The organism is Paractinoplanes ovalisporus (assembly GCF_016834655.1).
Taxonomy (GTDB): Bacteria; Actinomycetota; Actinomycetes; order Mycobacteriales; family Micromonosporaceae; genus Actinoplanes; species Actinoplanes ovalisporus.
This window is the reverse complement of the sequence record NZ_JAENHP010000003.1, coordinates 332,131-359,120: the sequence shown is the minus strand read 5'-3', so window position 1 is coordinate 359,120 and position 26,990 is coordinate 332,131. Positions and strand designations below refer to the sequence as shown.

The 26,990-nt window shown below is 71.1% G+C and carries 23 protein-coding genes and 4 pseudogenes; 15 read left to right on the top strand and 12 right to left on the bottom strand.

The window, feature by feature from the left end:
• Positions 1-2: 2 nt before the first annotated feature.
• The 3 genes from JIG36_RS11870 to JIG36_RS11860 are packed head-to-tail and all read left to right on the top strand — an operon-like array spanning position 3 to position 3,525.
• Complete coding sequence (locus tag JIG36_RS11870; protein WP_203376158.1) at positions 3-599, top strand: chemotaxis protein CheB; 597 nt, start codon at positions 3-5, stop codon at positions 597-599.
• 49 nt (positions 600-648) lie between these two features.
• Complete coding sequence (locus tag JIG36_RS11865) at positions 649-3,063, top strand: Hsp70 family protein (protein ID WP_203376157.1); 2,415 nt, start codon at positions 649-651, stop codon at positions 3,061-3,063.
• Positions 3,064-3,078: 15 nt separating this feature from the next.
• Positions 3,079-3,525: a GNAT family N-acetyltransferase gene (locus JIG36_RS11860; RefSeq protein WP_203376156.1), complete on the top strand. Its 447-nt coding sequence runs from the start codon at positions 3,079-3,081 to the stop codon at positions 3,523-3,525.
• 12 nt (positions 3,526-3,537) lie between these two features.
• Here the strand turns inward: JIG36_RS11860 and JIG36_RS11855 are convergent, their stop codons facing one another.
• The 9 genes and pseudogenes from JIG36_RS11855 to JIG36_RS11830 form a co-directional block, all read right to left on the bottom strand.
• Positions 3,538-3,897: a CU044_2847 family protein gene (locus JIG36_RS11855; protein WP_203376155.1), complete on the bottom strand. Its 360-nt coding sequence runs from the start codon at positions 3,895-3,897 to the stop codon at positions 3,538-3,540.
• A gap of 25 nt (positions 3,898-3,922) precedes the next feature.
• Positions 3,923-4,216, bottom strand: a pseudogene (locus JIG36_RS51825) (DUF3662 domain-containing protein); the annotation flags it as partial.
• 78 nt (positions 4,217-4,294) lie between these two features.
• Positions 4,295-4,612: pseudogene (locus JIG36_RS51820) on the bottom strand (FhaA domain-containing protein); the annotation flags it as partial.
• 108 nt (positions 4,613-4,720) lie between these two features.
• Positions 4,721-5,128, bottom strand: a pseudogene (locus JIG36_RS51815) (DUF3662 domain-containing protein); the annotation flags it as partial.
• Between the two features lie 564 nt (positions 5,129-5,692).
• Positions 5,693-7,096, bottom strand: a pseudogene (locus JIG36_RS53235) (SAV_2336 N-terminal domain-related protein); the annotation flags it as partial.
• 2 nt (positions 7,097-7,098) lie between these two features.
• A complete protein-coding gene (locus JIG36_RS11845; RefSeq protein WP_203376153.1) occupies positions 7,099-8,070 on the bottom strand; it encodes an AAA family ATPase in 972 nt (323 codons plus the stop codon).
• A gap of 16 nt (positions 8,071-8,086) precedes the next feature.
• Positions 8,087-9,904, bottom strand: coding sequence for a VMAP-C domain-containing protein (locus tag JIG36_RS11840; protein ID WP_203376152.1), 1,818 nt, complete (start codon positions 9,902-9,904; stop codon positions 8,087-8,089).
• A 110-nt stretch (positions 9,905-10,014) separates the two neighbouring features.
• Complete coding sequence (locus tag JIG36_RS11835; protein WP_203376151.1) at positions 10,015-10,485, bottom strand: MOSC domain-containing protein; 471 nt, start codon at positions 10,483-10,485, stop codon at positions 10,015-10,017.
• Between the two features lie 9 nt (positions 10,486-10,494).
• A complete protein-coding gene (locus JIG36_RS11830; RefSeq protein WP_203376150.1) occupies positions 10,495-11,808 on the bottom strand; it encodes a neutral zinc metallopeptidase in 1,314 nt (437 codons plus the stop codon).
• Between the two features lie 102 nt (positions 11,809-11,910).
• Between JIG36_RS11830 and JIG36_RS11825 the strand changes: the two genes are divergently transcribed.
• Positions 11,911-12,774, top strand: coding sequence for a hypothetical protein (locus JIG36_RS11825; protein WP_203376149.1), 864 nt, complete (start codon positions 11,911-11,913; stop codon positions 12,772-12,774).
• A gap of 49 nt (positions 12,775-12,823) precedes the next feature.
• On the opposite strand, the gene JIG36_RS11820 is transcribed toward JIG36_RS11825, so the two are convergent.
• Both JIG36_RS11820 and JIG36_RS11815 read right to left on the bottom strand, forming a co-directional pair.
• Positions 12,824-14,458 carry an ABC-F family ATP-binding cassette domain-containing protein gene (locus JIG36_RS11820; RefSeq protein WP_203376148.1) on the bottom strand — a complete coding sequence of 545 codons (1,635 nt, stop codon included), beginning with the start codon at positions 14,456-14,458 and terminating at the stop codon, positions 12,824-12,826.
• Between the two features lie 12 nt (positions 14,459-14,470).
• Positions 14,471-15,292 (bottom strand): PhzF family phenazine biosynthesis protein, encoded by an 822-nt coding sequence (locus tag JIG36_RS11815; RefSeq protein ID WP_203376147.1) that lies wholly within the window; start codon positions 15,290-15,292, stop codon positions 14,471-14,473.
• Positions 15,293-15,375: 83 nt separating this feature from the next.
• Here JIG36_RS11815 and JIG36_RS11810 point away from each other — a divergent pair, with 83 nt between their 5' ends.
• The 3 genes from JIG36_RS11810 (at position 15,376) to JIG36_RS11800 (ending at position 20,194) form a co-directional block, all read left to right on the top strand.
• On the top strand, positions 15,376-16,794 hold the full coding sequence (locus JIG36_RS11810; protein WP_203376146.1) for a sigma 54-interacting transcriptional regulator: 1,419 nt from the start codon (positions 15,376-15,378) through the stop codon (positions 16,792-16,794).
• 1 nt (position 16,795) lies between these two features.
• Complete coding sequence (locus JIG36_RS11805; protein ID WP_203376145.1) at positions 16,796-18,748, top strand: vWA domain-containing protein; 1,953 nt, start codon at positions 16,796-16,798, stop codon at positions 18,746-18,748.
• 483 nt (positions 18,749-19,231) lie between these two features.
• A complete protein-coding gene (locus JIG36_RS11800) occupies positions 19,232-20,194 on the top strand; it encodes a helix-turn-helix transcriptional regulator (protein WP_203376144.1) in 963 nt (320 codons plus the stop codon).
• 43 nt (positions 20,195-20,237) lie between these two features.
• Here the strand turns inward: JIG36_RS11800 and JIG36_RS11795 are convergent, their stop codons facing one another.
• Positions 20,238-21,155 carry an SDR family oxidoreductase gene (locus JIG36_RS11795; protein ID WP_203376143.1) on the bottom strand — a complete coding sequence of 306 codons (918 nt, stop codon included), beginning with the start codon at positions 21,153-21,155 and terminating at the stop codon, positions 20,238-20,240.
• Positions 21,156-21,452: 297 nt separating this feature from the next.
• On the opposite strand from JIG36_RS11795, the gene clsA reads away from it, so the two are divergent.
• The 8 genes from clsA to JIG36_RS11755 all read left to right on the top strand — a co-directional run bounded on the left by clsA (position 21,453) and on the right by JIG36_RS11755 (position 26,883).
• On the top strand, positions 21,453-22,058 hold the full coding sequence (gene clsA / locus JIG36_RS11790) for a cardiolipin synthase ClsA (protein WP_203376142.1): 606 nt from the start codon (positions 21,453-21,455) through the stop codon (positions 22,056-22,058).
• Positions 22,055-22,963 carry a DUF881 domain-containing protein gene (locus JIG36_RS11785; protein ID WP_203376141.1) on the top strand — a complete coding sequence of 303 codons (909 nt, stop codon included), beginning with the start codon at positions 22,055-22,057 and terminating at the stop codon, positions 22,961-22,963. Before clsA ends, JIG36_RS11785 begins: the two co-directional genes overlap by 4 nt.
• Entirely contained in the window at positions 22,960-23,292 is a 333-nt protein-coding gene (locus tag JIG36_RS11780) for a small basic family protein (RefSeq protein WP_203376140.1), read from the top strand. Before JIG36_RS11785 ends, JIG36_RS11780 begins: the two co-directional genes overlap by 4 nt.
• 16 nt (positions 23,293-23,308) lie before the next feature.
• Positions 23,309-24,514 carry a DUF881 domain-containing protein gene (locus tag JIG36_RS54025; protein WP_307872679.1) on the top strand — a complete coding sequence of 402 codons (1,206 nt, stop codon included), beginning with the start codon at positions 23,309-23,311 and terminating at the stop codon, positions 24,512-24,514.
• A 40-nt stretch (positions 24,515-24,554) separates the two neighbouring features.
• The gene (gcvH, locus tag JIG36_RS11770; protein ID WP_203376139.1) at positions 24,555-24,935 is read left to right on the top strand and encodes a glycine cleavage system protein GcvH; all 381 of its coding nucleotides are present in this window, start codon (positions 24,555-24,557) and stop codon (positions 24,933-24,935) included.
• Between the two features lie 168 nt (positions 24,936-25,103).
• A complete protein-coding gene (gene odhI, locus JIG36_RS11765) occupies positions 25,104-25,550 on the top strand; it encodes an oxoglutarate dehydrogenase inhibitor Odhl (RefSeq protein WP_202994510.1) in 447 nt (148 codons plus the stop codon).
• A 74-nt stretch (positions 25,551-25,624) separates the two neighbouring features.
• Positions 25,625-26,296 (top strand): transcriptional regulator FtsR, encoded by a 672-nt coding sequence (gene ftsR / locus JIG36_RS11760; protein WP_236046652.1) that lies wholly within the window; start codon positions 25,625-25,627, stop codon positions 26,294-26,296.
• A 122-nt stretch (positions 26,297-26,418) separates the two neighbouring features.
• A complete protein-coding gene (locus JIG36_RS11755; RefSeq protein ID WP_203376137.1) occupies positions 26,419-26,883 on the top strand; it encodes a bifunctional nuclease family protein in 465 nt (154 codons plus the stop codon).
• Positions 26,884-26,990: the final 107 nt, after the last annotated feature.

Below are 26,990 nucleotides of genomic sequence, written 5' to 3'. Positions count from 1 at the left end.
GCGTGCAGCCGGTCGACGCGTATCCGGTCCCGTTCCCGGTCGTCGCGCTCGTCGCCTCCGCCGGCGGGGTCGAGGCACTGGCCCGCGTGCTCGCCGCGCTGCCCGCCGACCTGCCGGCGGCCGTACTGGTGGCGCTGCACCAGGATCCGAACCGGGCCAGCCTGCTCCCCGCGGTGCTGGCCCGCGCCGCCCGCCTTCCGGTCGAGGAGGCCGCCAACAACCACCTCATGCGCCCCGGCCACGTGCTGGTCACGCCGCCCGGGAACCATCTGCTGGTCACCTCCGAGGCGCGCATCGGGCTGATCGCCACCGGACCGCTGCCGCCGGCCCGCCCCTCGGCCGACCTGCTGCTGTCGACGCTCGCGGTGACCTGCGGGGCTCGCGCCCTCGCGGTGATCCTCACCGGCATGGGCCACGACGGGCAGGCCGGCGTGCGGGCGATCGCCCACTGCGGCGGCACCATCCTGGCCCAGAACGAGGCGACCTCCGACTTCCCGTCGATGCCCGCGGCCGCCGTCACCACCGGCCGCGTGCAGCAGATCCTGGCCCTCGACACGATCGCCGACGCCATCGTCAAACACGTCGGCGGCCATCGATAGCCCATTGTGGCGCTCCGCAATGGGGTGATCACGTGGCACTATGCCTGGCATGACGTTGTCGGCGCGGGGCTGGCGGGTCGGGATCAGCATCGGATCCGCCTCGACGGTGGCGATGCTGCGCGCACCGGGGATGCGACCACGGCCGATCCTGGCCGGCAACTCGCCCCGCATGCCGTCGTCGGCCGACCCCGTCTATCCCGGCCACCGCGACCCGCTGTGGGCCGGTTCGATGCTCCCGCAGCACCTGGCCCGCATCGCGGCCGAGGTGCACCGGGCCGCCGGCAACGAATTCGTCGAGACCACCGTCGGCTGCCCGCCCGAATGGGAGAACTCACGGCGGGCCGCCCTGGCCGAGGCCGTCACCCGGGCCGGGCTGACCGGCGTCGAGGTGGTCAGCGAGGCGGTGGCGGCCGGGGCCTATCTGGTGGACGCCGACGACGACGCCGTCCCGGTCGGCGGCCTGCTGCTGGTCTTCGACGCCGGCGCCAGCAGCTGCGACGCGGGACTGCTCCGCCGCACGCTCGACGGGTTCGAGACCGTGGCCTTCGAGACCGTCGAAGACTCGGGCGGCATCCGCCTCGACACCGACCTCGTCGAGTTCATCGGAGGCCGGATAGCCGCCGCCGACCGCACGGTGTGGCAACGGCTGAAAGATCCGCTCACCCCGGTCGACCGTACGGCCCGTCTGCTGCTCTGGGAGGAGGTGCGCGCGCTCAAGGAACGTCTCTCGTCCGAGACCACGACAACCTTGACCGTGCCGCTGGCCGACACCGCGCTGACCGTCACCCGCGAGGAGTTCGAGTCGCTGGCCCGGCCGACGCTGGAGCGGGCCCTGCGCGCCACCCGCGACGTGCTCGGCGGGTCCACGGTCGACGCCGTCCTGCTGGTGGGCGCCGCGAGCCGCATCCCGCTGCTGAGCGCCCTGCTCACCGAGGCGACCGGCCATGAGCCGATCACCGTCAAGGAACCCGACCTGGTGGTCGCCGAGGGGTGCGCGCTGATCGCCCGCCGGCAGGCGCCGCTGATCGACGAGGACGTGCAGTTCACCGTCTACCGCCCGCTGCGCCTGCCGCCCGGCCGGTGGGAGTCGATGCTGGTCTTCGCGCACAAGTCCGACCCCGTGGTCGACCCGGTCGCCGGCCCGATCGACCCGGTGCGCGAGGTGCGGGAGCGGGCCGAGCGCTTCTTCGGCGGGGCAGACCCTTCCCCCCGTACGGTCGATGCCCGTCAGCCCCTGACCCGCGGCACCGAGATCCGGGTCGTCCCCGAACTGCCCGGCGTCGAGTGCAACCCGCGCGAGGCCGTCCTCGACTGGCAGGAACCCGTGCACGAACTGGCCTTCCGGTTACGCGTGGCGCCGACCGCGCCCGAGGTGATCCGCGGGTTCGTGCGCGTCTGGTGCGGCCCGATCGTGATCGGTGAGGTGTCGCTGGCCCTGCCGGTGACCCTGGGCGACGTCGAGGTCGAGCGCAGGCCCGAGCCGATCCGCCGCTACCGCAAGATCTTTCCGTCCTATTCGAGCCACGACCGGGCCGTGGTCGAGGAGTTCGCGGTCGCCGCCCGTGCCCTGGGCGACCAATACCTGCAAGACATCGTGACGCTGCGCTCCGGCGAGCAGTGGAGCCCGCGGCTGCTCGAGCTGATCGCCGAGGCCGACGTCTTCCAGCTTTTCTGGTCGAGTAATTCCATGATCTCGGAATACTGTCGCGCGGAATGGGAATGCGCCCTGCGCCTGGGGCGGCCTTCGTTCGTGAGGCCGCTGTACTGGGAGGATCCGCTGCCGGAGGCGCCGCACCTGGGTCTGCCCCCCGAGGAGTTGCGTCGCCTGCACTTCGCGAAGGTGCCGGCCGCCTCCGGGCCTCCGCTCGCGGCGCCGGCCGCCCCAGGCGCTCCAGCGTGGAGCCAGTCACCCCCTGTTGCTCCACGGTCGCCGGCGCCGGCTGCCGTTCCGGCGCCGGCGGCGTCGTTGCGGGTCACCCACGCCAACGGCGAGACGTCGGCGTTCAGCCTGCCGGTGCAGCGCGCCACCGTGATCGGCACGGGACCGGCCAGCGACCTGCGCCTGGCCGACTCGTACGCGAGCCGGCGCCACGCCGAGATCACCCCGTCCGGCGGGCGGTTCCTGGTGGACGATCTCGGCAGCACCAACGGCACGACGCTCAACGGCCACCGGGTCAACGGTCGCGAGCCCCTGCACCCCGGCGACGTGATCGGCGTGGGCCGGACCCGCCTGGAGTTCGACAACCCTTCACTCCCGTACGCGGCATCGCCGGCACCCACAAGCAAGGGCGCCGACCCGGAACCGGCGGGCGGCGCCTCCATCGCCCTCGTGCTGACCGGAGCGGGCTTGGCGGTGGCGGGCGTCGGGTGGTGGTTGCGGTCGCCGTACGCGGGAATGCTCGTCGGTCTGATCGCGCTCGTCACCGGGCTGGTCGTCCTGGCGGTCGGCGCGTGGCGGCGCTGAGGCATCATTCCGGGCATGGATGTGCGGCAGGCCTCGGGCCCCGAAGATGCTTCCCGCGTACGCGACGTGGTCGAGCGCGCGTTCGAGATCTACGTCCCGCGCATGGACCGCCGCCCGATGCCGATGGACGCCGACTACGCCACGATCGTCGCCGCCGGCCGCTGCTGGGTGGCGGTTGACGAGGACGAGATCGTCGGCGTGCTCCACCTGGAGACACCGGCCGACCACGTCTACATCGAAACCCTGGCCGTCGCGCCGTCGGCTCAGGGCCGGGGTGTCGGGGTGCTGCTGCTCGCGTTCGCCGAACAGCAGGCACACACCCTGGGCCGGCCGGAGGTGCGCCTCTGCACCAACGAGGTCATGACCGAGAACATCACCTACTACCCACGCCGCGGCTACGTGGAGACCCATCGCGAGACCCAGCACGACTTCGCCCGCGTGTTCTTCACGAAGAAACTCTGAGTTGGGCGCCGGTCAGTCGCCGGTGTCGTCGTTTCCGTTGTCGTCTCCGTCTCCGGCCAGCGCGGGGCTCTTGTCGCCGCTCCAGCTCAGGGTGAGTTTGATGCTGGCCTTGCCGGAGGCCTCGGCCAGCACGCTGGTGAGCTTCCCGGTCTTCAGGGAAAGCTCGAGGCCGAACTCGACGCCGACCTGATCGGGGGCGATCCGCTCGACCGCGCCGGCGACCGTCTGGGCCACGCCCTCAACGGTGTCACGAAGGTCGTCCAGCGAGATCTTGCGGAGCGCGTCCATGCCCCCGACGTCGGATGGCCCCTCGGCCACGTTGGCCCAGATGACCTGGCCGCTCGGAAGCGCTACCTGAATCAGCCTCGACACTTGTTCGTTCTCCTTACTCTGCTTGACCCGTGGAAACCTCGGCCGTAACTCGGAAGAAGCCGGTTTCGAGATCGTCTCCGCGCTCGATCTCGACCAGCAGGTCGCCGTAGATGGTGAATCTCTGTTCCCCGACGAACCCAGCCATCGTCTGTGCGAACTCCTGGGCCAACGACGGGAACCTACGGGCCAGCCGGGTGTGGTCCTCCGGGGAAAGCTCGACCATGTAGTGGTTCGGCACCAGGATCCGGCCTTCGGGGAGAACGGACTTGTTCGCCTCGGCCTCCCGCTGGAGGGCGTTCAGGACCTGCACGGGCTGCACGGCGGTCGAGGTCCCGGCCTGATGGTTCGGGATCGCTCTAGCGCTTGGTGAGGATCGGTGTTCAGCCTGCACGCGGAAGGACCCGGCGCGCAGACCTGCGCCCAGGGCGATCTCGACTACGACGCCCTCCTGGAGCGTCCAGTCGGGCCGCTCGGCGATCAGCTCCACGATCGCCCTGGCCAGTTCGTGGGCGAGGGTCCCGAGGCGGAAGGACAGCCGATCGATGTCGCGCTGCGGAAGATCGATCAGATACTTCCCGGGAACCGGAACCTTCCTGCCGGCCAGTCTGGAGGTGTATGAACCTGCCTCGTCCCACATTGCCCTGAGAAGTTCGTCCGGAGCAATGACCTCTCCGACGGTCGTCGACCACGAACCTCCGACCTGATTGTCGAGCCTCTGGTTGAGCTGTTCGTAGGCGTTGCGCCGGCTCTGGCGGTTGCCCCACAGGCGCGACAGGAACGAGGCTCCGGTCTCCCGCTGGGGGACCTCTCCGACGGCCAAGGCCGGCCCGCGCTCCAGGTTGTTCGTCTGACGCTGCGTGTCGTCAGCCTCGGTGAGGACTTCGGCGGTGACGCGGAACATGCCACTGTCGAGTCCTTCCTCCCGTTCCATCTCCACGATGACGTCGTGGTAGACGACGTAGTTCTTCTCGCCGATAAATTCGGCCTCGGACTGCGCCAGCTCGTGGGCGAGCGCGGCCGCGTAATGGGCCAGGCGGGCGTGGTCGTACGGGGAAAGGCCGACCAAAAAGCGGTTGGGAACCAGCGTGCGGCCGCCGGCGAGTGGGGCGCGATGCTCTTCGGTCTCCCGCTGCATCGCCTGAAGGATCTCCACCGGGTGCACCACACCCTTGAAGGCTTTTCTGTGATCGCCCCCGACCAGCAACTCCAGCCGTCCCTCGAACCTGGCCACCGTAGGCGTGTCCGGATATTCGGCCGAAGGCGGTGTCGTCTGCCCGGTAGTGACCGTGGCTTCGGACAGCGGCTCCACGCGGAAGTGCCCTGCGGTCAGGTCGGTTTCGGCGTCGATCCGCACCGCGTTCTCCGGGTCGACCGTGACCTCCGTGCTGGACACCGCTTCGGTCAGCAGCTCGGTCAGTTCACGGCGCACGTCGCCCATGTACGGCACGATCGTTCGGAAGTCGTCGAACGAGAGACACAGCCGGAATTTGGCGCTCGAACCCGGCCGAACCGTAGGCGCGTGGGCCACCATCTCCTCGAACATCGCGACAACCATGACCGCCAGGTCGTCCGGCAGGAACGGCAGCCGTTGCCGCAGGTCTGAGGGGCGGTCGGCCTCCGCAGGTGCTTCTGCTCCAGGCCGTTCGGCGCGACTCTCGGTGGCCAGGCCGAGGCGGTGCAGCGCGTCCGCCGGGACCCAGGCGAACGGTTCGCCGGCCACCGGGCTGGGAGCGCCGCCCGGCAGAGCCGCCACGGCCGGAAAGGCCCGCCCCGGCAACCCGCCCCGAGACTCGATGTAGGCGGAGACGGCTTCGACGATCTGGTTGGCCTCCGACACCCGGAGGTCGTCCAGCAGCAACCCCCGCACGCCGGGCCGGAACTCGTACCCCGCCGGACCGCCCGCGCCGGCCTGCACGATCCCGGCCAGCAGCACTTCGGCCAGGTGGGTCGGCCCCGAATCGGGGAGCATGGTCCTCTGCACGAGCCGGATGACGGCGGGTTCCAGCGGCACCGCCGACAACAGGGTCGCCAGGCGGAAGGCCTGCGGCGAGGCCGTGGCCTGGAACCGCCGGAGCAGCTCGTCGGCCGTCCCACCCTCGGCGGGCATTGCGGAAAGAGCGCCGCCACCGTTGCCGGTCGCGCTCACCACGGCGGCCGCCAGGGCCGTGGTGTCTCCGTAGGCTCCGGTCACCATCGAGCACCACGACCGGAGCCAGCTCGGGGTGATCTCCACGACCGGTACGGCGGTCTCGTCCGGCCGGAGGGGACGTGGCCGGCGCCGGCGCTCCACAAAACGAAGGTCTTTCGTGGACCCGCCGGGCACGGTCGAGTGGAAGGTTCCCTGGCGGGTGCGTAGGCCCGTGCGGTGCCACAGCCTTTCCGGCAGGGGCTGCAGAACGACGACGGGACTGTGCCGGGACCACGAGCCCAGCACCTTTCCGCCCTCGCCGTCCCGCCAGCTCACCGAGGTGGCGTCGGTGACGACGAAGAACATCCGGCGGCCGCTGGGGTCGGTCAGTTCGCTGGGCTTGCGATCGGCCCGGGCGTCCGCACCCTCCGGTGTGCGGTTCTCCCGTGAGACGCCGAGACCCGGGTGGCGGCGTGAGGCGTGGATCTCCCACCGGCGTACGTCGCGGAAGGCGCCCAGCTGCACCAGCGACTTCTGCAGGTCGTCGATCATCGCGTCCCACGGGACCATGGAGGGCGTCGCCTCGACCACGAGAGCCAGATCGAGCCACTTCTCCGACGCGGGCCGGAACACCGGCGCCCAGGTGCCGGTCTCGGCGATCGCCTGCGCGGTCGCCTCCTCGTCCAGCACCAGGCGGCGGGCGGTGGGCACCCGGCGCTTCAGCGGCTTGAGCGCCCGCTGAACGGCCCGGCTCGACGGCAGCGCCGACGCGTCGGGCACGCTGACCGGCGACCCTTCGGCGAGCTGGGCCGACGGGCCGGGATCGGTCGGGACCCGTACGGACGTTCTCTCCGTCGCGGCCGGCGACTTCGGGCGTTCGGCGCAGGGGGACGGCGACGCGGGGTCGGGGGTGTCGTCCTCGTCGGCCGGGACGGTTCCCGCTTCGACGCGCCGGGCGGACCCGGCCAGCGGACCGGCCGCGCAGGCCAGCCACAGCGCTTCGGCGGCCTCCAACGGCGTCAGCTGCGGATCCGCGGCTCGCAACGCCGTCAGCAGCCGCGCCGTCTCCATGATCAGCCCTCGTCGCTGAGATGCCGCAGGACGACCTCGACGAGCTCGCGGCGGCTGGCGTCCGGCGTGAACTGGGTGAGGAACACCGCGTTCAACAGCTGGTCGGTCGCCAGCTCCCCGCCGTCGCGCCGGGCCAGGAACGCGTCGATCACATCGGACGCGCTCGCCCGCAGGTCCGGTCCGAGGTGGGCCTCCACGATCTTCGCGAGCCGGTCGGAGTCGGGCTGGCCGAGCTCCAGACGGACGCACCGCCGCAGGAAGGCGGGCGGGAAGTCACGCTCGCCGTTGCTGGTCAGGATCACGATCGGGAAGGCGCGGCACCGGACGGTGCCCCCGGTGACGCGGGCGGTGCCCTTCGGGTCGATGCGGACGGTCACCTCGGGCGTGCTGTGCCGGGCCAGCTCGGGAATGGTGAACTCGCCCTCCTCGAAGACGTTCAGCAGGTCGTTAGGGAGGTCGATGTCGCTCTTGTCGATCTCGTCGACAAGCAGGACCCGGGGTTTCCCGTACGGAAGCAGGGCCGTGCCCAGCGGCCCCAGCTGGAGGTAACGCCCGATGCCGTCGGCGCTGACCGTCGGTTCCCCGCTGAGGTTGACGTCCTGGAGGCGGCCGATCGCGTCGTAGCGGTACAGGGCCTCCTGCAGGCTCGACCGGCTGGTGATGGGCCAGCGCAGCACCGGACCCAGGCCCAGCTCGTGCGCGATCGCGTAGGCGAGCGTGGATTTGCCGGTGCCGGGGCGGCCGGTGATGAGCAGCGGCCGCCGCAGATAGATCGCGACGTTGACCAGCTCCACCTCGCGCGCGGTGGGCTGATAGGCGAGGGCGCGTTCGAGGTCGGCCGGCCGGTGCTCCCACCAGTCGGCGCCGGGCGGTTCGACCAGGGGGCCGCCGGTGAACCGGCGCCACGGCGGAGGCTCGGGCAGCACCCACTCCCGTTGCTCCCCGGATCCGCTGAATACGTGCCACTCGCTCATCGGCGCTCCTGATGGTTCATGCGGTCGGCCCGAGCAGCGGCGCCTCGGGTTCGGGCAGCCGGGTCGGGTCGTCCCACAACAGCACGATGCCGCTGCACTCGGGATTCAGCCCGGCCGCCATTGCGCTGCGCAGTTTGCGGACGAGCTCGGGCAGGGCCAGGTCCTGATGCGCGCCGAGCTCTTTCTCCAGACCCGCCCGGAACATGTCGCCCGAGCAGGGCCGCTCGTCGTGGCCGGGGCACTCGTGGCGCCGCCACACGACCGTCGGCACCCCGGCGTCTACGGCGACGTCCAGCAGTTCGCGCAGGGTGCCGCTCAGGTTGCGGGGGACGGCGACCGTGGCGATGTCGAGGCCGTTGCGCAGCCGCCCGTCCAGCGCGTCGGGGTCGGTGTGGTCGTCGCAGTCGAGCCATTCGACCGCGCCCCTGCCCGACCGCAGGCTCTGCCAGCGGGCCCGCCAGCCGTGCCAGGTCTCCTCCATGGCGAGCCGTTCGAGGTCCCGCAGAACAACCGGGTTCGTACGGCCGAGGCGGGACCGCCGCCCGACCGCGATCTCCTCGAACCGTTCGTCGAGCAGGTCGGGCGGGATCACGAACTCGACGATCGCCCAGCCGTGGAGCTGCTTCAGCGGGATCTTCACCAGGTCGGGCAGCATGGCCCGCAGCTCGTTGATCGTGTGGGTGCCGCTGTCGTCGCAGTAGAACTTCTCGCTGTGCCCGGCGCGCCGGCTCACCCAGACCGTCACCATGTAGCGGTTCGGGTCGAGCGCCCCGGGGGCGATCTGCACCGTCACCGACGGCTGGTCGGTCGTCTCCTCGGGCTTCTCGGCCGTCCGGCGCCACTGCACGTAGCGGTCGGACTCGCCGCGCCGGATGGCGACCTGTTCGGTCCAGCGGAGCAGCTCGTCGCGTGGCCGCCCGGTCGTCAGCTGCGAGAGATGCGCGGTGAACGCCAGCAGCGGGTGCAGGCCCGCCGCCGGTGTCAGCCGGTCCATGAGGGCGTTCGCCACCTCACGCAGACCGGCCAGCGACGACGGGGCCAGGCGGTCCGCGGCCCGTTGGTAGAGGACCGGGAGGTCGACGTCGACGCGCACGCCGCTCAGCAGGCCCAGAAGCTCGGCCTCCTCGACGGCGTTGATCGAGGCCGGAACCCGGTTCGGATGTCGTCGTAGCCCCTCGCGCAACGCCGCCCAGACACCGCCCGTGTGGTGCTGGTCGTGCCGGCTCCAGAGCATTGCCCGAGCGTGTGGCGAGAAGGCGCGCAGGCCGGCGATCGGGATGACGACACCGCCCATGGTGCTGTCGGGGAGACGGGTCGACTTGACGATCGCGCACACGGCGCCGTTGCGGAGATCGAGCACCGGCCCGCCGGACATGCCATGGGCGACCTCGTCGGTGGTGAAACGCCACATCTCGGCGCCGTCCACCTCCTGCGGGCCGCCGTATCGTCCGCTGGCCGAGGACACCTGCGGTGCACGCTGGTAGACCGTGGAATGTCCGAGCAGGAAGAGCGGTGTCTGGACGGACAGCCGCTGATCGCTGAGCCAGGCGCAGGGGTGGTCCGGAATGCCGGCCACCTCGAGCAGGGCCAGGTCGGGCCAGGGCCAGGGCTGGTCGGGGTCACGGCGCCGGGGCGGCACCGCTTCGACCAGGCGCCCCGGAGCGCGGATCTCTTCCCAGGTGATCTCGACGTCACCTGTGCCGGCCACGTGTGCGCAGGTGAGGACAAGTCCCGGGGCCACCCAGACGCCGCTGCCGTGGCTGCCGTCGGGCCCGTCGATGCGCACCAGGCTACGCCGGAAGAGCTGTTCCAGTTCCGCCTCGGCCGCGCTCATCGTTTCCGGGCACCGATCCCATCTCCTCGTCGTCAGCGGCCAGGCTAACCACCGCCGTCGCGCGTGGACACCGCCCGACATGGGGACCCAGGACCGGACATTCGGGGGATTCAGTCCACGGTGGCCTTGACCGGGCCGACACGCAGGATGCCGTCGTCGAGGGGGGTGCAGCGGACGCCGCCCTTGCCGCGCAGGCCCTTCCATGCGCCGGGGCCGACCGTGACGTCCATCCAGGCGCACGGGTGGGCCTTGCGGTTCACCTGCAGGCGTACGGGACCGTCGCCCGAATCGAGGGTCAGGATCTCGCCGACCAGGTCGTCCACGATCAGGCCGGACACGAGGATGTTGCGCCGCACCGCGGTCAGGCCCGTGCCCGGCGGCAGCTGCTCCTGGCTGATCACCGTGACGGCGGCGTCCTTGTGGGCCGGCTTGCCGAAGTAGCGGTCGCCCACGATGCCCAGGCCGGCCCGCACCTGCACGAGCGTCACCAGCTCACCGGGCGGCGCCGGCTTCGGGCCGTCCGAGGGACGCCCCTCGAAACGGGTTATCGGCGAGGCGAGCAGTTCCACGATCTCCGGCACCCGGCGATCCTAGTTGGTGCAGGCGCGCAGGCCCTTCAGCGTGCCCTCGCGGTAGGCGGCGATGCGGTCGAACGCCGTCGGGCCCTCGCCCTCGGCGGCCCGGCCGAAGGCCAGCAGCGCGGTGACCGCCTCGTCGAGGTCGCCGGGGGAGAGGGTCACCTTGCTCTGCCGCTGGTTGCGGGTGAGCAGGTCGTTGGTCCACGACCCGGCCAGACAGTCGACCGTGAGCTGGCCCCGCTCGGTGCGGGTGGCCTCGCCCCGGCGGTCCTGCGCGGCCCGGGCGAACAGGTCACCCAGCAGCATGCCGACAGCGTAGTCACCGATGCGCTGGTGCAGCGCCGGGCCCAGCTCGGTGCTGTCGAACGCCACGAAGTCGCCGTCAGGGCAGTAGAACGCGCGGCCCTCGGCCGACGCGTCGGGCTGCGGGCACTCCGGCGGCGAACCGGCCCGGAACGGCTGCACGGGCAGCGCGGGCCACTCCGCCCCGGCCAGCTGCGGATAGGTGCGCTGCCAGTACGACTGGGCGTCCTCGGCCAGCAACTGCACGGCGTCGTCGTAGGCGAGGTTCCCGCCGCTGGCCTCGTCGCGCGCGTTGGTGAACGGCACCTCGGTGACCGGCAGGTTCCGCGGGTTGTAACCGGCGCAGGTCTCCACGCCCTCCTCGACGCCGTCCTGCAACGCCCGGATGCGGTCGAACGCGTTGCCGTGCGCGCCCTCGGACAGGGCCGGCGTGCCCGGCTGGTCCCGCAGCGTCAGAACCCCGGCCACGGCGTCGTCGAGCTGCTTGTTGGTCACGTTCTTGAACGCCGTGGAGTTGCCGGCCAGCACCTCGGCCAGCCACGCCCCGGCGTAGCAGTCGGCCTGCTGCTCCAGCACGACCGTCGGCAATTCCCCGGTCAGCACCCGGGCCTGGATGGCGTGACCGTACTCGTGGGCCATCACGACCCCGACCAGCAGCGGGCCGTAGTCCTCCTGCAACTGCGGGATCAGCTGCTGGGCGTCCCACGCGATGAAGTCGTCGGCCGGGCAGTAGAAGGCGTTCGGCTGGTACTCGGACGGCTGACCCCCGCACGAGGGCGGCGGGTCGGCTTCCGTGTACGGGTAATAGCCGCCCTGCACCTTGGCGAACTTCGCGCCGTCGGCGATCCGGCCGAACTCGGACGTCCAGAAACGTTCCACATCGTTCAGCGACCGGGTGACGGTGTCGTTGCTGTTGCCGCCACGCCGGGGTTCCTGCTGTTCCTCCACCGGCACCAGCGAGCACCCGGCGGCCAGGCCGGCCACCGCGACCAGCGCGGACACGATCAGACGCTTCGACGCCATCGCCCACTCCTCATCAAGGCTGACCCTGTCGACGGTAGTTCCCCACGTCGACAATCCATCAATCGCGATGTGACCGGTCAGTACGCCACTAGGGTGTGGCCCATGCCGCCCGACGAGACCGTGGGGGTGCCGGCCCACCGGGGCGGGCTGCTGGTCGACGACCCGGTGCTGAGCGTGGGCGTCGTCCAGATCACGTCGCGTCCGTCGGGTCTCGACGTCGAGCTCATCGCCCGCCGGGGCGTGCCCGCGCCCCGCTCACCCCGGGTGCTGCTTCCCCCGTACGACGAAGGGGTCGATCTGCGGGTGGGCTGGCTCGACCCGTCGGGACGCGCTCACTGGGAATACGGCTCGGTCGCCTCGGACGGCGTGATGTGGCGCACGCGCGTGTACTTCCCCGCGCACTACGACGAGGTCTGCCTGCTGCTGGCCTGGCCCGAGATCGGCTTCCCGGAGTTCACGGCCCTGCTGCCGCTCCCGTCGCGTCCCGTGGTCGAGCGGGCCGCGGCGTCGATCTGGCAGGCGCCCGTGGTGATGGCGCCGGTTCCTTCCCACGTACGGCATCGGCCCGCCGACGGCCGCCTCGACGCGCCCCGGATCGAGACCGGCCGGCTGTGCGCGGCCCCGCGGGTGCTGGCCCGCGAACGGGACGGCGTGGTGGTGCTGACCCGCGTCACCGCCGTCGACCGCATCCTGGCCCTGGCCGTCGACAGCCTGGCCCGCATCGGTGGGCAGGCCCGCCCCGGCCCGTGGGGCGCCGGCCTGGCCGTGCTGAACGACCGCGACGCGATCCGCCTCGACCCGCACGAGAGCGAGGCCAGCGGCGACGAGCACAGTTTCCAGGCCAGCACCGAATACCTGATCGAACGTCCCGCCGCGCCCGTCCTCGACCTGATCGTCGCCTGGCCCGCGATCGGCCTGACCGGCATCCTGGCCACAGTGGACCTGGTCGACCCCGTCAGCCTGTGACCTTTTTTCGTCCGCGACTTCCGGGTGTCGTGCGGTCTTGGCCGACCCCTCAGCCCGTGACTTTTCCGTCGGCGACTTCCAGGTGCCGCGTGGTCGTGACCGCCTCCAGCATGCGCCGGTCGTGGGTGACCAGCAGAAGCGTTCCCGCGTACGAGGCCAGCGCCGACTCCAGCTGCTCGATCGCCGCCAGGTCGAGGTGGTTGGTCGGCTCGTCCAGCACGAGGAGGTTCACGCCCCGGGCCTGCAGCAACGCCAGGGCCGCGCGGGTGCGCTCACCCGGTGACAGGCTCTCGGCCGGCCGGGGCACGTGCGCCGCCCGCAGCCCGAACTTCGCCAGCAACGTCCGCACGTCGGCGTCGCTGAGTTCGGGCACCGCCTCGCCGAACGCGGCCATCAACGGCTTGTCACCCAAAAACAGCCCGCGCGCCTGGTCGATCTCGCCCACGACCACACCCGACCCGAGATGGGCCGCCCCCTCGTCGAGCGGAAGCCGGCCCAGCAGCGCCGCGAGCAGCGTCGACTTGCCGGACCCGTTGGCCCCCGTGATCGCGACCCGGTCGGCCCAGTCGATCTGCAGGGTGACCGGCCCGAGCTGGAAGTCTCCGCGCCGCACGACCGCGTCGCGCAGGGTCGCCACCACCGACCCCGAGCGAGGCGCGGCGGCGATCTCCATCCGGAGTTCCCACTCCTTGCGCGGCTCCTCGACCACCTCGAGACGCTCGATCATCTTCTCGGTCTGCCGCGCCTTGGCCGCCTGCTTCTCACTGGACTCGGCCCGGTACGCCTTACCGATCTTGTCGTTGTCGGGCGACTTGCGACGCGCGTTCTTGACGCCCTTCTCCATCCACGCCCGCTGCGTGCGGGCGCGTTCGAGCAGGTCGTCCTTCTTGTCGGCGTACTGTTCGTAGTCCTCCCGGGCCTGCCGCCGCGCCCGGTCGCGCTCCTCCAGATAGGAGGCGTAGCCACCCCCGTACAGCCGCACCTGCTGCTGCGCGAGATCCAGTTCGAGGACCTTCGTCACCGTACGGGTGAGGAACTCGCGGTCGTGGCTGACCAGCAGCGTCCCCGCGCGCAGCCCGCCCACGAACTCCTCGAGGCGGCGCAGCCCGTCCAGGTCGAGGTCGTTGGTGGGCTCGTCCAGCAGGAACACGTCGTACCGGCTCAGCAGCAGCGACGCCATGCCGGCGCGCGCCGCCTGCCCGCCCGAGAGCGCGGTCATCGGGTGGTCGAGCCCGACGGTCAGGTCGAGTTCGGCCGCCACCTGCTCGGCCCGCTCGTCGAGGTCGGCGCCGCCCAGGTCGAGCCAGCGCTCCAGCGCGACCGCGTATTCGTCGTCGGCGCCCTTCGCCCCCGCGGTAAGCCGCTCGGTCGCGAGATCGAGGGCCTGCTGGGCCGGCCCGACACCGGTGCGCCGGGCCAGGAAGTCGCGGACGGTCTCGCCCTCGCGGCGCTCCCGCTCCTGAGGCAGATAGCCGACGTTCGCGGTGGGCGGACTGATCGAGACGGTTCCGCTCTCCACGGGCACGAGCCCCGCGAGCGTACGCAGAAGGGTCGTCTTGCCCGCCCCGTTGACCCCGACCAGGCCAACAACATCACCCGGCGCGACCACCAGGTCAAGGGCGGAGAACAGGACGCGGTCGCCGTGCCCAGCGGCGAGTTCACGGGCAATCAGGGTGGCGCTCATCGCCTGCCAACTCTAGGCCGTGATCGGCACCGCGTTGCCGCTGACCCGCACCCTCGGGTCGCCCGGCCGCAGACCGACCGTGATCCGGCTCGACCGGCCCATGTCGTCGCCCTGCCGCAGCTCGAGCGTCACGGCCTCGGGCACCAGGTCGAGCGCGTGCAGATAGCCGCCCAGCGCGGCCGCCGCGGCCCCGGTCGCCGGGTCTTCCACCACGCCCCCGACCGGGAACGGGTTGCGGACGTCGAAGGTCGTTTCCCCCGTCCGGAAGATCAGCTGGATGGTCGTCCAGCCGTGCCACTCCATCAGCTCCTTGAGCCCCTCGAAGTTGTAGTCGAGGTCGGCCAGGCGTTGCCGCGTGCGGGCCGCGAGCACCGGGTGGTTGGCGCCGGCGAACGCGATCCGTGTGGGGAGGGCGGGATCGAGGTCGTCCGCGGACCATCCCAAGTTGCCGAGCAGGACGTCGAGGACCGGCGTCGGCAGCTCCTCGACCTTGGCCGGCACGCTGGTGAGGGTGGCCCGCCCCGCTTCGTCGACGGTCACCGGCACCTCGCCCGCGTTGGTCGTGAAGTGGTGCTCACCCGGCCCGAGCGCGACCGCCGTGGCGACCGTGGCGTGACCGCAGAACGGCACCTCGGCCAGCGGGCTGAAATAGCGCACCCGGTAGTGCCCGTCGCCCCGGTCGTCCGTGATGAACGCGGTCTCCGAATAGCCCAGGTCGGCCGCGATCTTCACCATCGCCGCGTCGTCCAGGTCACTGGCGTCGCGCACCACCCCGGCCGGGTTGCCACCCGCGGGGTCGTCGGTGAAGGCCGCATACCGCTCGATCGTCGCCATGCCGGCAAGACTGCCGTGCCGCGGCCGCCCCCGCCAGCCCGAGGGGCGGCCAACTGTCACAACGGCGGAGTAGCGTTCTTGCGGTGACAGATGCACCAACCGCGATCACACCCCCATCCGACCTTCCGCGCACCCTGGGCGAGCTTCGGGCCTCCGGGCACGAGTTCAAGACCGTGAAGCAGGAACTGCGCGACAACCTGCTCGACCGCCTGCGTGACGGCGGGCCCCGCTTCCCGGGCATCGTGGGCTACGACGACACCGTGCTGCCCGAGGTCGAGCGGGCCCTGCTGGCCGGCCACGACATGGTCCTGCTCGGTGAGCGCGGCCAGGGCAAGACCCGGCTCATCCGCGGGCTGATCGGCCTGCTCGACGAGTGGACGCCGGTCATCACCGGCTCCGAGCTGCACGAACACCCCTACCACCCGCTGACTCCGGCCAGCCGGCGGCTCACTGCAGAGACCGGTGACCTGCTGCCGATCTCGTGGCTGCACCGTTCCGAGCGCTACGGCGAGAAGCTCGCCACCCCCGACACCAGCGTCGGCGACCTGATCGGCGACGTCGACCCGATCAAGGTGGCCGAGGGGCGCGCGCTGGGCGACCCCGACACGATTCACTTCGGGCTCGTGCCGCGCACCAACCGGGGCATTTTCGCCGTCAACGAGCTGCCCGACCTGGCCGAGCGCATCCAGGTGTCGCTGCTCAACGTGCTCGAGGAACGGGACATCCAGGTCCGCGGCTACCAGCTCCGGCTGCCGCTCGACCTGCTGCTCGTGGCCTCGGCCAACCCGGAGGACTACACGAACCGCGGCCGCATCATCACGCCGCTCAAAGACCGGTTCGGGGCCGAGATCCGTACGCACTATCCGGTCGATCTGGCCCTGGAGACGGCGCTGATCCGGCAGGAGGCCGAGCTGGTCGCGTCCGTGCCCGACCATCTGCTCGACGTGCTGGCCCGCTACACCCGCGCGGTCCGCGAGTCGCCGTCGGTCGACGCCCGCTCCGGCATCTCGGCCCGGTTCGCGATCGCCGCCGCCGAGACCGTGGCCGCCAGTGCCCTGCGGCGCAGCGGCCTGCGGCAGGAACGTGAGGCCGTGGCCCGCGTCTGCGACACCGCGTCGGTGACCTCGACCCTGCGAGGGAAGGTCGAGTTCGAGAGCGGCGAGGAGGGCCGCGAGACCGAGGTGCTGGCCCACCTGCTGCGGGTCGCCACCGCCGAGACGTTCCGCGACCGGCTGGGCGGGCTCGACCTGTCCGGCTTCACCGAGCTGGTCGCCGAGGGCGCCATCATCGAGACCGGTGACCTGGTCAGCGCCGACGAGCTGCTGGGTCAGATCGGTACCGTGCCCGGCCTGGCCAAGGTGCTCGACCGGCTCGGCCTGGGCGACGCGCCGAGTCCGGGGCAGGCCGCGTCCGGCATCGAGTTCGTGCTCGAGGGGCTGCACCTCACACGCCGGCTGGCCAAGGAGCTCACCGACGACGGCCGCACCCTCTACGGGAGCTGACATGGCCGGAAACAGGTTCCGTTACGGCGCCTGGCGGGACGGGCCCGACCCGCTCGCCCCGCCGTACGACGTACGCGCCGCCGTCGACGAGGTCGGCGAGCGGGTGCTGGAGGGTGACAACCTCCGCGACGTGCTGCGCGACCTGATCCGCCGCGGTCCCCGGGCCGGTCGCGGGCTCGACGAGCTGCGCGACCGCGCCCGCCGGATGCGCCGGGAAGCGCTGCGCCGGGGAAACCTCGACGGCGCCGTCACCCGGGCCCAGCAGCTGCTCGACCAGGCCGTGGCCGCCGAGCGCGACGAGCTGCGCCGCCGCGACGACGACGAGTCCCGCTTCGCCGAGGCGGTGCTCGACAACCTGCCCCGGTCCACGTCGCGGGCGGTCGAGGAGCTGTCGCAATACGACTGGGCCTCCGACGAGGCCCGGCAGCTCTACCAGCAGATCCTCGACAACCTGCGGCACGAGGTGGTCGAGCAGCGGTTCGCGGGCATGAAACAGGCCCTCGAACAGGGCAACTTCGACGGCGTCAACGAGATGGTGGCCGACCTCAACGACCTGCTCGAGAAGCACGCCCGGGGCGAGGACACCGACGACGCGTTCCAGCAGTTCATGGCCAAGCACGGGCAATTCTTCCCGGAGAACCCGGCCGACGTCGAGGAGCTGATCGACTCCCTGGCCCGGCGGGCGGCCGCGGCCGAGCGGCTCATGCGGTCGCTCAGCCCGCAGCAGCAGGAAGAGCTGTCCCGGCTCATGGACCAGGCCCTCGGCAACGGCCCGCTGCGGGCCCAGCTGGGGGAGCTCACCGACAACCTGCGCGCGCTCCGGCCCCAGCTCAACTGGGGTCGTGGCGAGCGCATGCGCGGCCCCGAAGACCTCGGCTACGGTGACGCGGCGGCCGCCCTGGGCGAGATCGGTGAGCTGGACGAGCTGCTCGACCAGCTGGGCCAGGAACATCCGGGGGCCACGCTCGACGACGTGGACGTCGAGATGGTCGAGCGGCAGCTGGGCCGGGGCGCGGCCGACGACGTCCGGCGCCTGCGCGAACTGGAACGCGAACTGACCCGCCAGGGCTGGGTGACGCGCGACGCCGAAGGGCTGACCCTGTCACCCAAGGCTCTGCGCCGGCTCGGGCGTACGGCCCTGGCACAGGTCTTCGACGAGCTGGCCGGCCGCAAGCAAGGTCAGCACGACCTGCGCGACGCCGGGGCGGCCGGTGACCTGATCGGGTCGTCGCGGCGCTGGGAGTTCGGCGACGAGCAGCCCCTCGACGTGGTCCGCACGATCGGCAACGCGGTGCGGCGCCGGGCCTCGGGCGGCGGGGTCGGTGTGCTTCCCGTACGCCTCGAACCCGACGACTTCGAGGTGGCCGAGACCGAGCGGCGGGCGTCGGCCGCGGTCGCGCTGCTGGTCGACCTGTCCTATTCGATGTTCGCCGACGGGCGCTGGGGCCCGATGAAACAGACCGCGCTGGCGCTGTCGCACCTGGTCGAGACCCAGTTCCCGCAAGACTCGCTGCAGATCATCGGCTTCGGCCCCTATGCGTCGACCCTGTCGCAGGGGCAGCTGGCCGCGATCGAACCGGACATGGCCAAGGGCACGAACCTGCAGCACGCTCTTGCCCTGGCCGGCCGGCACCTGCGGCGTCACCCCGGCGCCGAACCGGTCGTGCTGGTGGTGACCGACGGCGAGCCGACCGCGCATCTGGAGGACGGCGAGTCCATGTTTTGGTGGCCGCCCTTGCCCGAGACGATCCGCGCCACCATCCACGAGGTTGATCACCTGACTCGTTATGGGGCCACGCTCAACTTCTTCATGCTGGGCGAGGATCCGGGTCTGCAACGCTTCGTAGCCGCGGTGGCCGAACGAAACGGCGGCCGGGTCTTCAGCCCGGACGCCGACGAACTGGGAAGCTACGTGGTCAGCGATTACGTCCGAGCCCGCCGAGGAAGACGGTAGGCGCGAGAGCGAGATCAAGAGCGAGATCAAGAGCGAGATCAAGAGCGAGATCAAGAGCGAGATCAAGAGCGAGATCAAGAGCGAGATCAAGAGCGAGATCAAGAGCGAGATCAAGAGCGAGATCAAGAGCCGGATGTCGTAGCGGGGTGGTGGGTGACGGACCGTCGCTCCCGCCGAGGGCCCGGGCGGGCCGAGCAGGGCGCTGGCGCGCCCAGAACGCTCAGCCCACCCGGGCGACCTGCGTAAATGGTTGCGCCCAAAGGCAAAATCCGGCTCGGCCGCCGCTGGGTGAGTGGTTGCGCCCCTAAGAGCTCGCCCGGCCCGGCGCTGGTGGGGTGGTCGCGGCTGGAGGCGGGTCCGCGCGACGTGCTCTGAGCGGGTGGTTGCGCCCAAGAGCTGGCTGCCCAGGGTGGGCTCGAAGCGTGACGCCCGGAGCCGGGCCCGGGAGAGTGGCTGTGCCCGGGGAGCGGGCACAATGCGGAGGTGCGTGCGGCCCGGCTCATCAATCTTGTGCTGTTGTTGCAGGCGCGCGGGACGATGACGGCCGCTGAGCTGGCGGCTGAGCTCGAAGTCTCCGAGCGCACGGTCTACCGCGACGTCGTCGCGCTGTCGGCGGCCGGAGTGCCGGTCTATGCCGAGCAGGGGCGCGTCGGGGGATATCGGCTGGTTGACGGCTACCGCACGCGGCTGACCGGGCTGTCGCGGGCCGAGGCCGAGGCGTTGTTCCTGGCCGGGCTGCCCGGGCCGGCCCGCGAGATGGGCATGACCGAAGCCGCCGGCACGGCCCGGCTCAAGATTCTGGCCGCGCTGCCGCCGGGGCTGCAGGAAGCGTCGGAACGGGCCGGTGACCGGTTCCACCTCGACGCGCCGGGCTGGTTCAAGGAGGCGGAGACGCCGCCCGTGCTGGCCGAACTCGCCCGGGCCGTGTGGCACGACGAGGAACTGACGATGACCTACCAGCGGCACGACGAGGTGTCGCGCACCGTCGAGCCGTACGGGCTGGTCCTCAAGAACGCCGTCTGGTATCTCGTCGGCAAAGTGGGGGAGAGCCTGCGCACCTACCGTGCCGACCGGATCACCGGTGTCCAGGCGACGGGGCTGACGTTCGTACGGGAAAACGGGTTTGATCTGGCCGATTTCTGGGCGCAGCGTGCGGTCGAGTTCGTGCGGCAGATGCTGCGCGAGACGATCGTCATCCGGCTGAGCCCGACCGGTCTGCGTGAGCTGCGGTTCGTGGCCGAGGCGGTGGCCCTGGACGAAGCCCTGGAGCAGGCCGAGCCGCCGGATCCGGACGGGTGGGTCCGGACCCGGCTGCGCGTCGAGTCCGTCGAAGTCGCCTACTCCTACATGCTGCGGCTCGGCCCCGAGGTCGAAGTGATCGAACCCGGGCCGCTCCGCGCGCGCCTCGCCGAGGCCGCTGGGAGAACAGCCGCTCTCTATCGGTAGCCGGTCATCCTGGCTATGTCAGTCACACGCGACGGAGCCAGGGTCACCGGTAGCCGGCCACGTCCGCGGGTTTGCCCGGGTCCTGCACCTCGACCAGGTAACGCCACGCGTCTGGCCGGCTGCCGTCGAGGTCGGTGAACCCGTACACCTGGGCCAGGTCGCCGCTCGAGGTCGACTTGCCGTTCCAGCGGGCCTTGTCCGGGTCGGCGGCGAGGGCGGCGACGGCCCGTCCCACGTACGCGGGTGATTCCGAGATGGCGAAGTGGGGTTCCTTGGCCGCGCCGTCGAGCCAGTTCTGCTCGGTCACGCCGAAGTGGTCCAGCATCATCTCGGAGCGCAGCCAGCCCGGGGTCAGCGCCACCGAGGTGCCGCCGTGCTCCTTCAGCTCCTGCGCCCAGGCGAAGGCGAGCCGGTTCACGCTCACCTTGGCCAGATCGTAGAAGACCGACAGCCGGTAGTTGTCCTCGTTGTAGGCGGTCGTGCCATCACCCATCTCGACCACGAGCCCGCCCGGGTTGCGGATGAGCAGCGGCATCGCGAAGTGGGCGGTGGTGATGTGGGTGTCGATGGCCAGCCGCAGCAGCCGGAACCCGTTGTCGAGCGACTGCTCCCAGACCGGCTTGTGCCAGGTCGCCAGTGGGTCACCGCCCCACACGTCGTTGACCAGCACGTCGAGCCGCCCCTGCTCGCGGTCGATGCGCTCGACCAGCCCCGCGACCTGCTCCGGAACGAGGTGGTCGACGGCCACCGCGATCCCCGTGCCGCCGGCCGCGGTGACGAGGTCGCCGGTCTCCTCGATCGTCTCCGGCCGGTCCATCTCCGAACGCTTTGCGCGCGTGCTGCGCCCGGTCGCATAGACGGTCGCGCCCGCCGCCCCGAGCTGAACCGCGATCTGCCGCCCCGCGCCGCGGGTGGCCCCCGCCACGAGAGCCACTTTGCCTGCCAATGGTTGTTCTGCCATGCGATGGACTCTCGCGGAAATACCTGACAGCCGATGTCCGACTTTCCGAACGGGGGCTCTCAGCGACCAGTCCACCCCGGTGTGCGACCGACAGAACTAGGTTCCTAGGATGGCGGACACGAAGTGCGACACGTGACGGGTCCGCGACGGAGATTCTGAAGCTCGTTATAGTTGCTCGGCGAGTGGCCGGTGGGGGGTCCGGGCGTCGGGGGACGCATGCATCCGGGCAGAGCCGTGCCGGTCGCCGGTGGTTCGGCCGGGGGATCTCCCGGCGCCGGAGGGGGAGAGGAAGTCGCGATGTCGCAGCAGCCTGCGTCGTCCGTTGCTGCCCCGTCCAACCGGATCTGGACGATTCCCAACGTCATCAGCTTCATCCGGCTGCTCGGCGTCCCGCTGTTCCTCTATCTTCTGCTGGGCCCGCAGCACGACGTGGCGGCGGTGATCGTGCTCGCGATCGGCGGCACCACCGACTGGGTCGACGGGTTCGTGGCCCGGCGCATGAACTCGGTCAGCCGCCTCGGTGAGCTGCTCGACCCGTTCGCCGACCGGCTCTACATCCTGGCCACGCTGATCGGCTTCACCGTGCGGGGCGTGGTTCCCTATTGGCTGACCGGCGCCCTGCTGCTGCGTGAACTGGTGCTGGGCATCGCGCTGCTGGTGCTGCGCCGCCACGGCTACGGCCCGCCGCCGGTGCACTACGTGGGCAAGACCGGCACGTTCGTGCTGCTCGCGGCGTTCCCGGTGATCCTGCTGGCCCGGGCCGTGCCGTCGATCGACTCGTGGGCCGGGCCGCTGGGCTGGGGTCTCGCGTGGTGGGCGCTCGGGCTCTACTGGGCCGCCGCCGTCCTCTATCTCGCGCAGACCACGCAGCTGCTGCGGGCCGCGCGGACGGCTCCGCGATGACCGAGGAACCGAAGAAGCGGACCTTCCAGCCCGACTTCCTCACCGAGCTGTTCCGCAATCCGCTCGACCCCGGCTACGCCGACGCCGCCGCCCGCAAGCAGCGCGAAGGCGAGCCCACGGGTGCCCGCAAGGCGATCTCCAGCGGTGTCCTGGCGGTCACTCTGGTCGCGCTGGGCTTCCTGCTGGTGCTGGCCTACAAGCAGACGGTCGCCGACGAGCCGGCCCGCACGACGGCCCGGGCCGAGCTGATCGACCAGGTCCAGAAGCGCCGCGAGACCACGGCCCACCTGCAGGAACACGCCGACGAGCTGGCTGACGAGGTGTCCGCCCTGCGGGAGGAGGGTCTCAGCGGCGACGAGATCCAGCGGCTGCGTGACACCGAGGCCGCGACCGGCCTGGCCCGGGTGACCGGTTCCGGGGCGAAGGTCACCGTGGGCGACGGCCCGACCCCGATCGACCCGGTCACCGGGGAACGCAACACGGTGGCCCGGGTCAAGGACTCCGACCTGCAGCTCGCCGCGAACGCGTTGTGGTCGCTGGGGGCCGAGGCGATCGCGATCAACGGGCAGCGGCTGACCGCGACCTCGACGATCCGGCAGGCCGGCGAGGCGATCCTGGTCGATCTGCGACCGGTCACGACCCCGTACGAGGTGGTGGCGATCGGCCCCGACGACCTCGCCCAGGATTTCCGTGCCGGCTACGCGGGCCGGTTCTTCGACCAGCTGGCCGGTAAGTACGGCATGTCGTTCGACGCGCGTGACGTCGAGAACGTGACGCTCGAAGCGGCGACCGAACTGAAGTTGCGGGTCGCCCAGCCGTCCACGCCGCCGCCCGCACCCTCGACCCTGTCCTCCTCGGCCCCCACCCCGGCCGAGTCCCGCTCATCGTCGGAAGGCGGCCGATGATCGCCGTACTTGCCCTGATCGCCGGGGTCGCCCTGGGCATCTTCTTCGACCCCACCGTGCCGGTGGCCCTGCAGCCCTATCTGCCGATCGCGGTGGTGGCGGCGCTGGACGCGGTGTTCGGCGGGGTGCGGGCCCGGCTCGACGGCATCTTCGACGACAAGCAGTTCGTCGTCTCGTTCATCTCGAACGTGCTGGTGGCCGCCCTGATCGTCTACCTCGGCGACCAGCTCGGGGTGGGCACGCAGCTGTCCACCGGCGTGGTGGTGGTGCTCGGGGTGCGCATCTTCGGCAATGTGGCGGCGATCCGCCGGCACCTGTTCCGGGCGTGATCGGGGTAGAGACGCGATGACCACCGACGACAACACGCCCGAGCCCGGCATGCCGACGGCCGGTCGCAAGCCGCCGCCCACCGAGGACGAGGGCCCGACGCTGGAGCAGCCGAAGCGCCGCCCGGTGGACCTGTCGACGGTCGAGCTCGAGGGCCCGACCCGCCGGCTGTCCCTGCCGTCGTCACCCGATTCAGCGACACTGCCGCAAACGGCACAGCCCGAGCCGGTGGATCCCGGGGAAGCGACGCGGGTCCTGACGCCGCAGCCCAAACAGACGCAGCCCAAACAGACGCAGCCGGAAAAGGCAGAGCCCGGGCCGGTGGATCCGGGGGAAGCGACGCGGGTCCTGACGCCGCAGCCCAAGAAGGCTCAGCCCCCCGAGGCGCAGCCCACGCCGGCTCAGCCCGAAGCCGCGCAGCCCCCGGACCCGCCGTCCGAGAGGCCGGAAACCGGGGCAGCGCCGCCTGAACCCGTACGGGAAAAGGAAGCGCAAGCGGACCAGCCACCGCCACCCACCGCCCGCCGTGGTCTGCTGCACAACCGTCCCAGCTCGGCCGGCGTGCTGATCCTGGTGCTGCTCGCGCTGTTCGGGTTCACGCTGGTGGTGCAGCTCAAGAGCAACGACAGCGACGAGGGCCTGGCCTCGGCCCGCCAGGAGGACCTGGTGCGCATCCTGAGCGACCTCGAGGCGCGTGACAGCCGTCTGCAGAGCGAGATCAGCGCGCTCGAGACGAGCCAGCGCCAGTTGACCTCGGGTGTCGCCGGGCGGCAGGCGGCCCTGGCCGAGGCCCAGAAACGCGCCGACGAGCTGGGCCTGCTGTCCGGCACCCTGCCCGCGCGAGGGCCGGGACTGCGGATCGTGCTGGACGGGGTCAAGGCGAGCGCGATCCTCAACGCCGTGCAGGAGCTGCGCGGCGCCGGTGGTGAGGTCATGCAGATCACCGGTTCGGGGGGCGAGGCCGTACGGATCGTGGCGTCGAGCTATTTCGTGGACGCCGAGGGCGGGGGCATCATCGCCGACAGTCAGCGGCTCAGCGGACCGTTCACGCTGACCGTGATCGGGCAGCCCTCGGTGATGCAGACGGCGCTGCAGATCCCGGGCGGGGTGGTGGCGTCGGTGAACAGCGGCGGCGGTAGCGTGACATTGGAACAACGGACCCTGGTCGAAGTGACCGCGGTACGCGGTGCCACGACATTGCAATACGCACGGCCGGCCTCCTGAAAGGGACGCCGGGGAATCGTGGAAACGGGAGAGAGAACGCGTGATTCCTGAGGACCTGCGGTACACCGCTGAGCACGAGTGGGTGGCCGGCGACGGTAGCGGTCCGGTGCGGGTGGGCATCACCCACTACGCGCAGGACGCGCTCGGCGACATCGTCTTCGTGCAGCTGCCCGACGAGGGCACCGAGGTCGCGGCGGGTGACTCGCTCGGCGAGATCGAGTCCACCAAGAGCGTCTCGGAGATCTACGCGCCCATCGCGGGCACGGTGGTGTCGAAGAACGCGACGCTGGCCGACGAACCCGAACTGATCAACGCGGAGCCCTACGCGGCGGGCTGGCTGGTCGAGATCGCGCCGGCCGACGCCGGGGCGGTTTCGCAGCTGCTCGACGCCGCGGCATACAAAGCTTTGACGGAGAGCTGAGCGAAGCTCAGCGCGTCCGGTTGCCCCGCGATATTGGCCCTGACTAGGGTTGCGGAGCACAACAGTTGTTATTCCTTTGAAACCGATAGTCGTGCGTCCAAGCCTTACGGCGCGGCCGGGGGAGACCTTTGCCGCACGCCACGACCAACTGATCCGTGAGGTGGTCCGATGACGCGCCCAGACGACGAGTTCCCCCCACTCGACGTCACGTCCACGCTGAACCTCGGCGCCCTCGACGAGGTGCTCGAGGGTCCCGACACCGACGTGGTGCCGAGCCGCATGTCGGGCTCGCTCCCGCCCGGGATGGCGCTGCTGGTGGTCCGCCGGGGCCCCAACGCGGGCGCACGGTTCCTGCTCGACCACGACGTGACGACCAGTGGCCGGCACCCCGACAGCGACATCTTCCTCGACGACGTGACCGTGTCGCGCCGCCACGCCGAGTTCCACCGTGACGGCGGCACTTTCACCGTGCGCGACGTGGGCTCGCTGAACGGCACCTACGTCAACCGGGAGCGGGTCGAGGCGGCCACGCTCAGCAACGGTGACGAGGTCCAGATCGGCAAGTTCCGGCTGGTGTTCATCGCCGGTCCGCGGCCCGAGGGTGAGGGCAGCTAGGAGTGAATTCGTCGGGGGCGGCCGCACGCGACCCGGGGGCCTCGCGCCCTCAGGGCGGGCGTGAGCCTGCGCTGATGAGCATCGGGGAGGTGCTGGCCCATCTGCGCACCGAGTTCCCCGACACCACGATCTCCAAGTTGCGGTTCCTGGAGGCGGAAGGGCTGGTCGATCCCCAGCGCACCGCCTCCGGGTACCGGAAGTACTCGTGGAACGACGTCGCACGGTTGCGGTTCGTGCTGACCGCGCAACGCGATCAATATCTTCCCTTGCGGGTGATCCGCGAGCAGCTCGACCGGATGGAGCAGGAGGAGCCGGTGGCGCCCAGCCGCCCGGCTCTGGTCGCGGTGGGCGCCGAGAAGGCGGCCGATCCGTCCGATTCCCGGGTCCCCCGGGAGGATGTGATGGAACGCACGGGCGCGTCGGGGGAGCTTCTCGACGAGCTCGAACGCATGGGCCTGGTCACCGCGCGTCCCCCGGGGTGGTACGACGGGGACGCCGTGATCATCGTGGAGGCCGTGGTGGGTCTCACGAAGTACGGTCTCGAGCTGCGCCATCTGCGCGGCTTCCGGGCCGCCTCGGATCGCGAGGTCGGCCTGTTCACGCAGCTTTTGGCGCCCCTGGTGCGGCAGAGCGACCCGGCCGCCCGGGCGCGGGCGAACGAGACGGCCCGCGATCTGCAGGCCCTGTCGCAACGTCTGCACGCCGCTCTGGTGCGGGCCGGACTGCGCGGCGAACTCGGACGCTAGGGCGGATTCGCCTAGGCTTTTCAGGGGTATGCGGCGGCCGTGGGATCCGGACGGCGTGCGTGTACCGTGCAGGATAGGGGCAGCCGTTGCGGGGCGGCGCGACAACGACACGGAGGCGGGCGGTGCGCGAGCTGAGCGTGGTCGGAGTTCGGGTGGAGCTGCCGAGCAACCAGCCGATCGTCCTGCTGCGAGAAGTTGACGGTGATCGGTATCTGCCGATCTGGATCGGTGCGGTCGAGGCGACCGCGATCGCGTACGAGCAGCAGGGTGTCAAGCCTGCCCGTCCGCTGACCCACGATCTCCTGCGGGACATCCTGGCCGCCCTCGAGGCGCCGCTGACCGCGGTTGAGATCACCGAGCTGAAAGACAACGTCTTCTACGCCGACCTGCTGATCGGCGACGGGGTGCGGGTCTCGGCCCGGCCCAGCGACTCGATCGCCCTGGCCCTGCGGGTCGGCGCGCCGATCCGCTGCGCCGACGAGGTGCTGACCGAGGCCGGCATCGTCATCCCCGACGAGCAGGAGGACGAGGTCGAGAAGTTCCGCGAGTTCCTCGACCAGGTCCGCCCGGAGGATTTCGCCGGCTGAGCCGGGGCGCTGAGCCGGAGCGGGCCGAAGCGCTGAGCCGGAGCGCTGAGCGGGATTGAAGCCGCTGAGCGGGATGGAACCGGCTTGCCGGGGCCTAAACCCCCGGA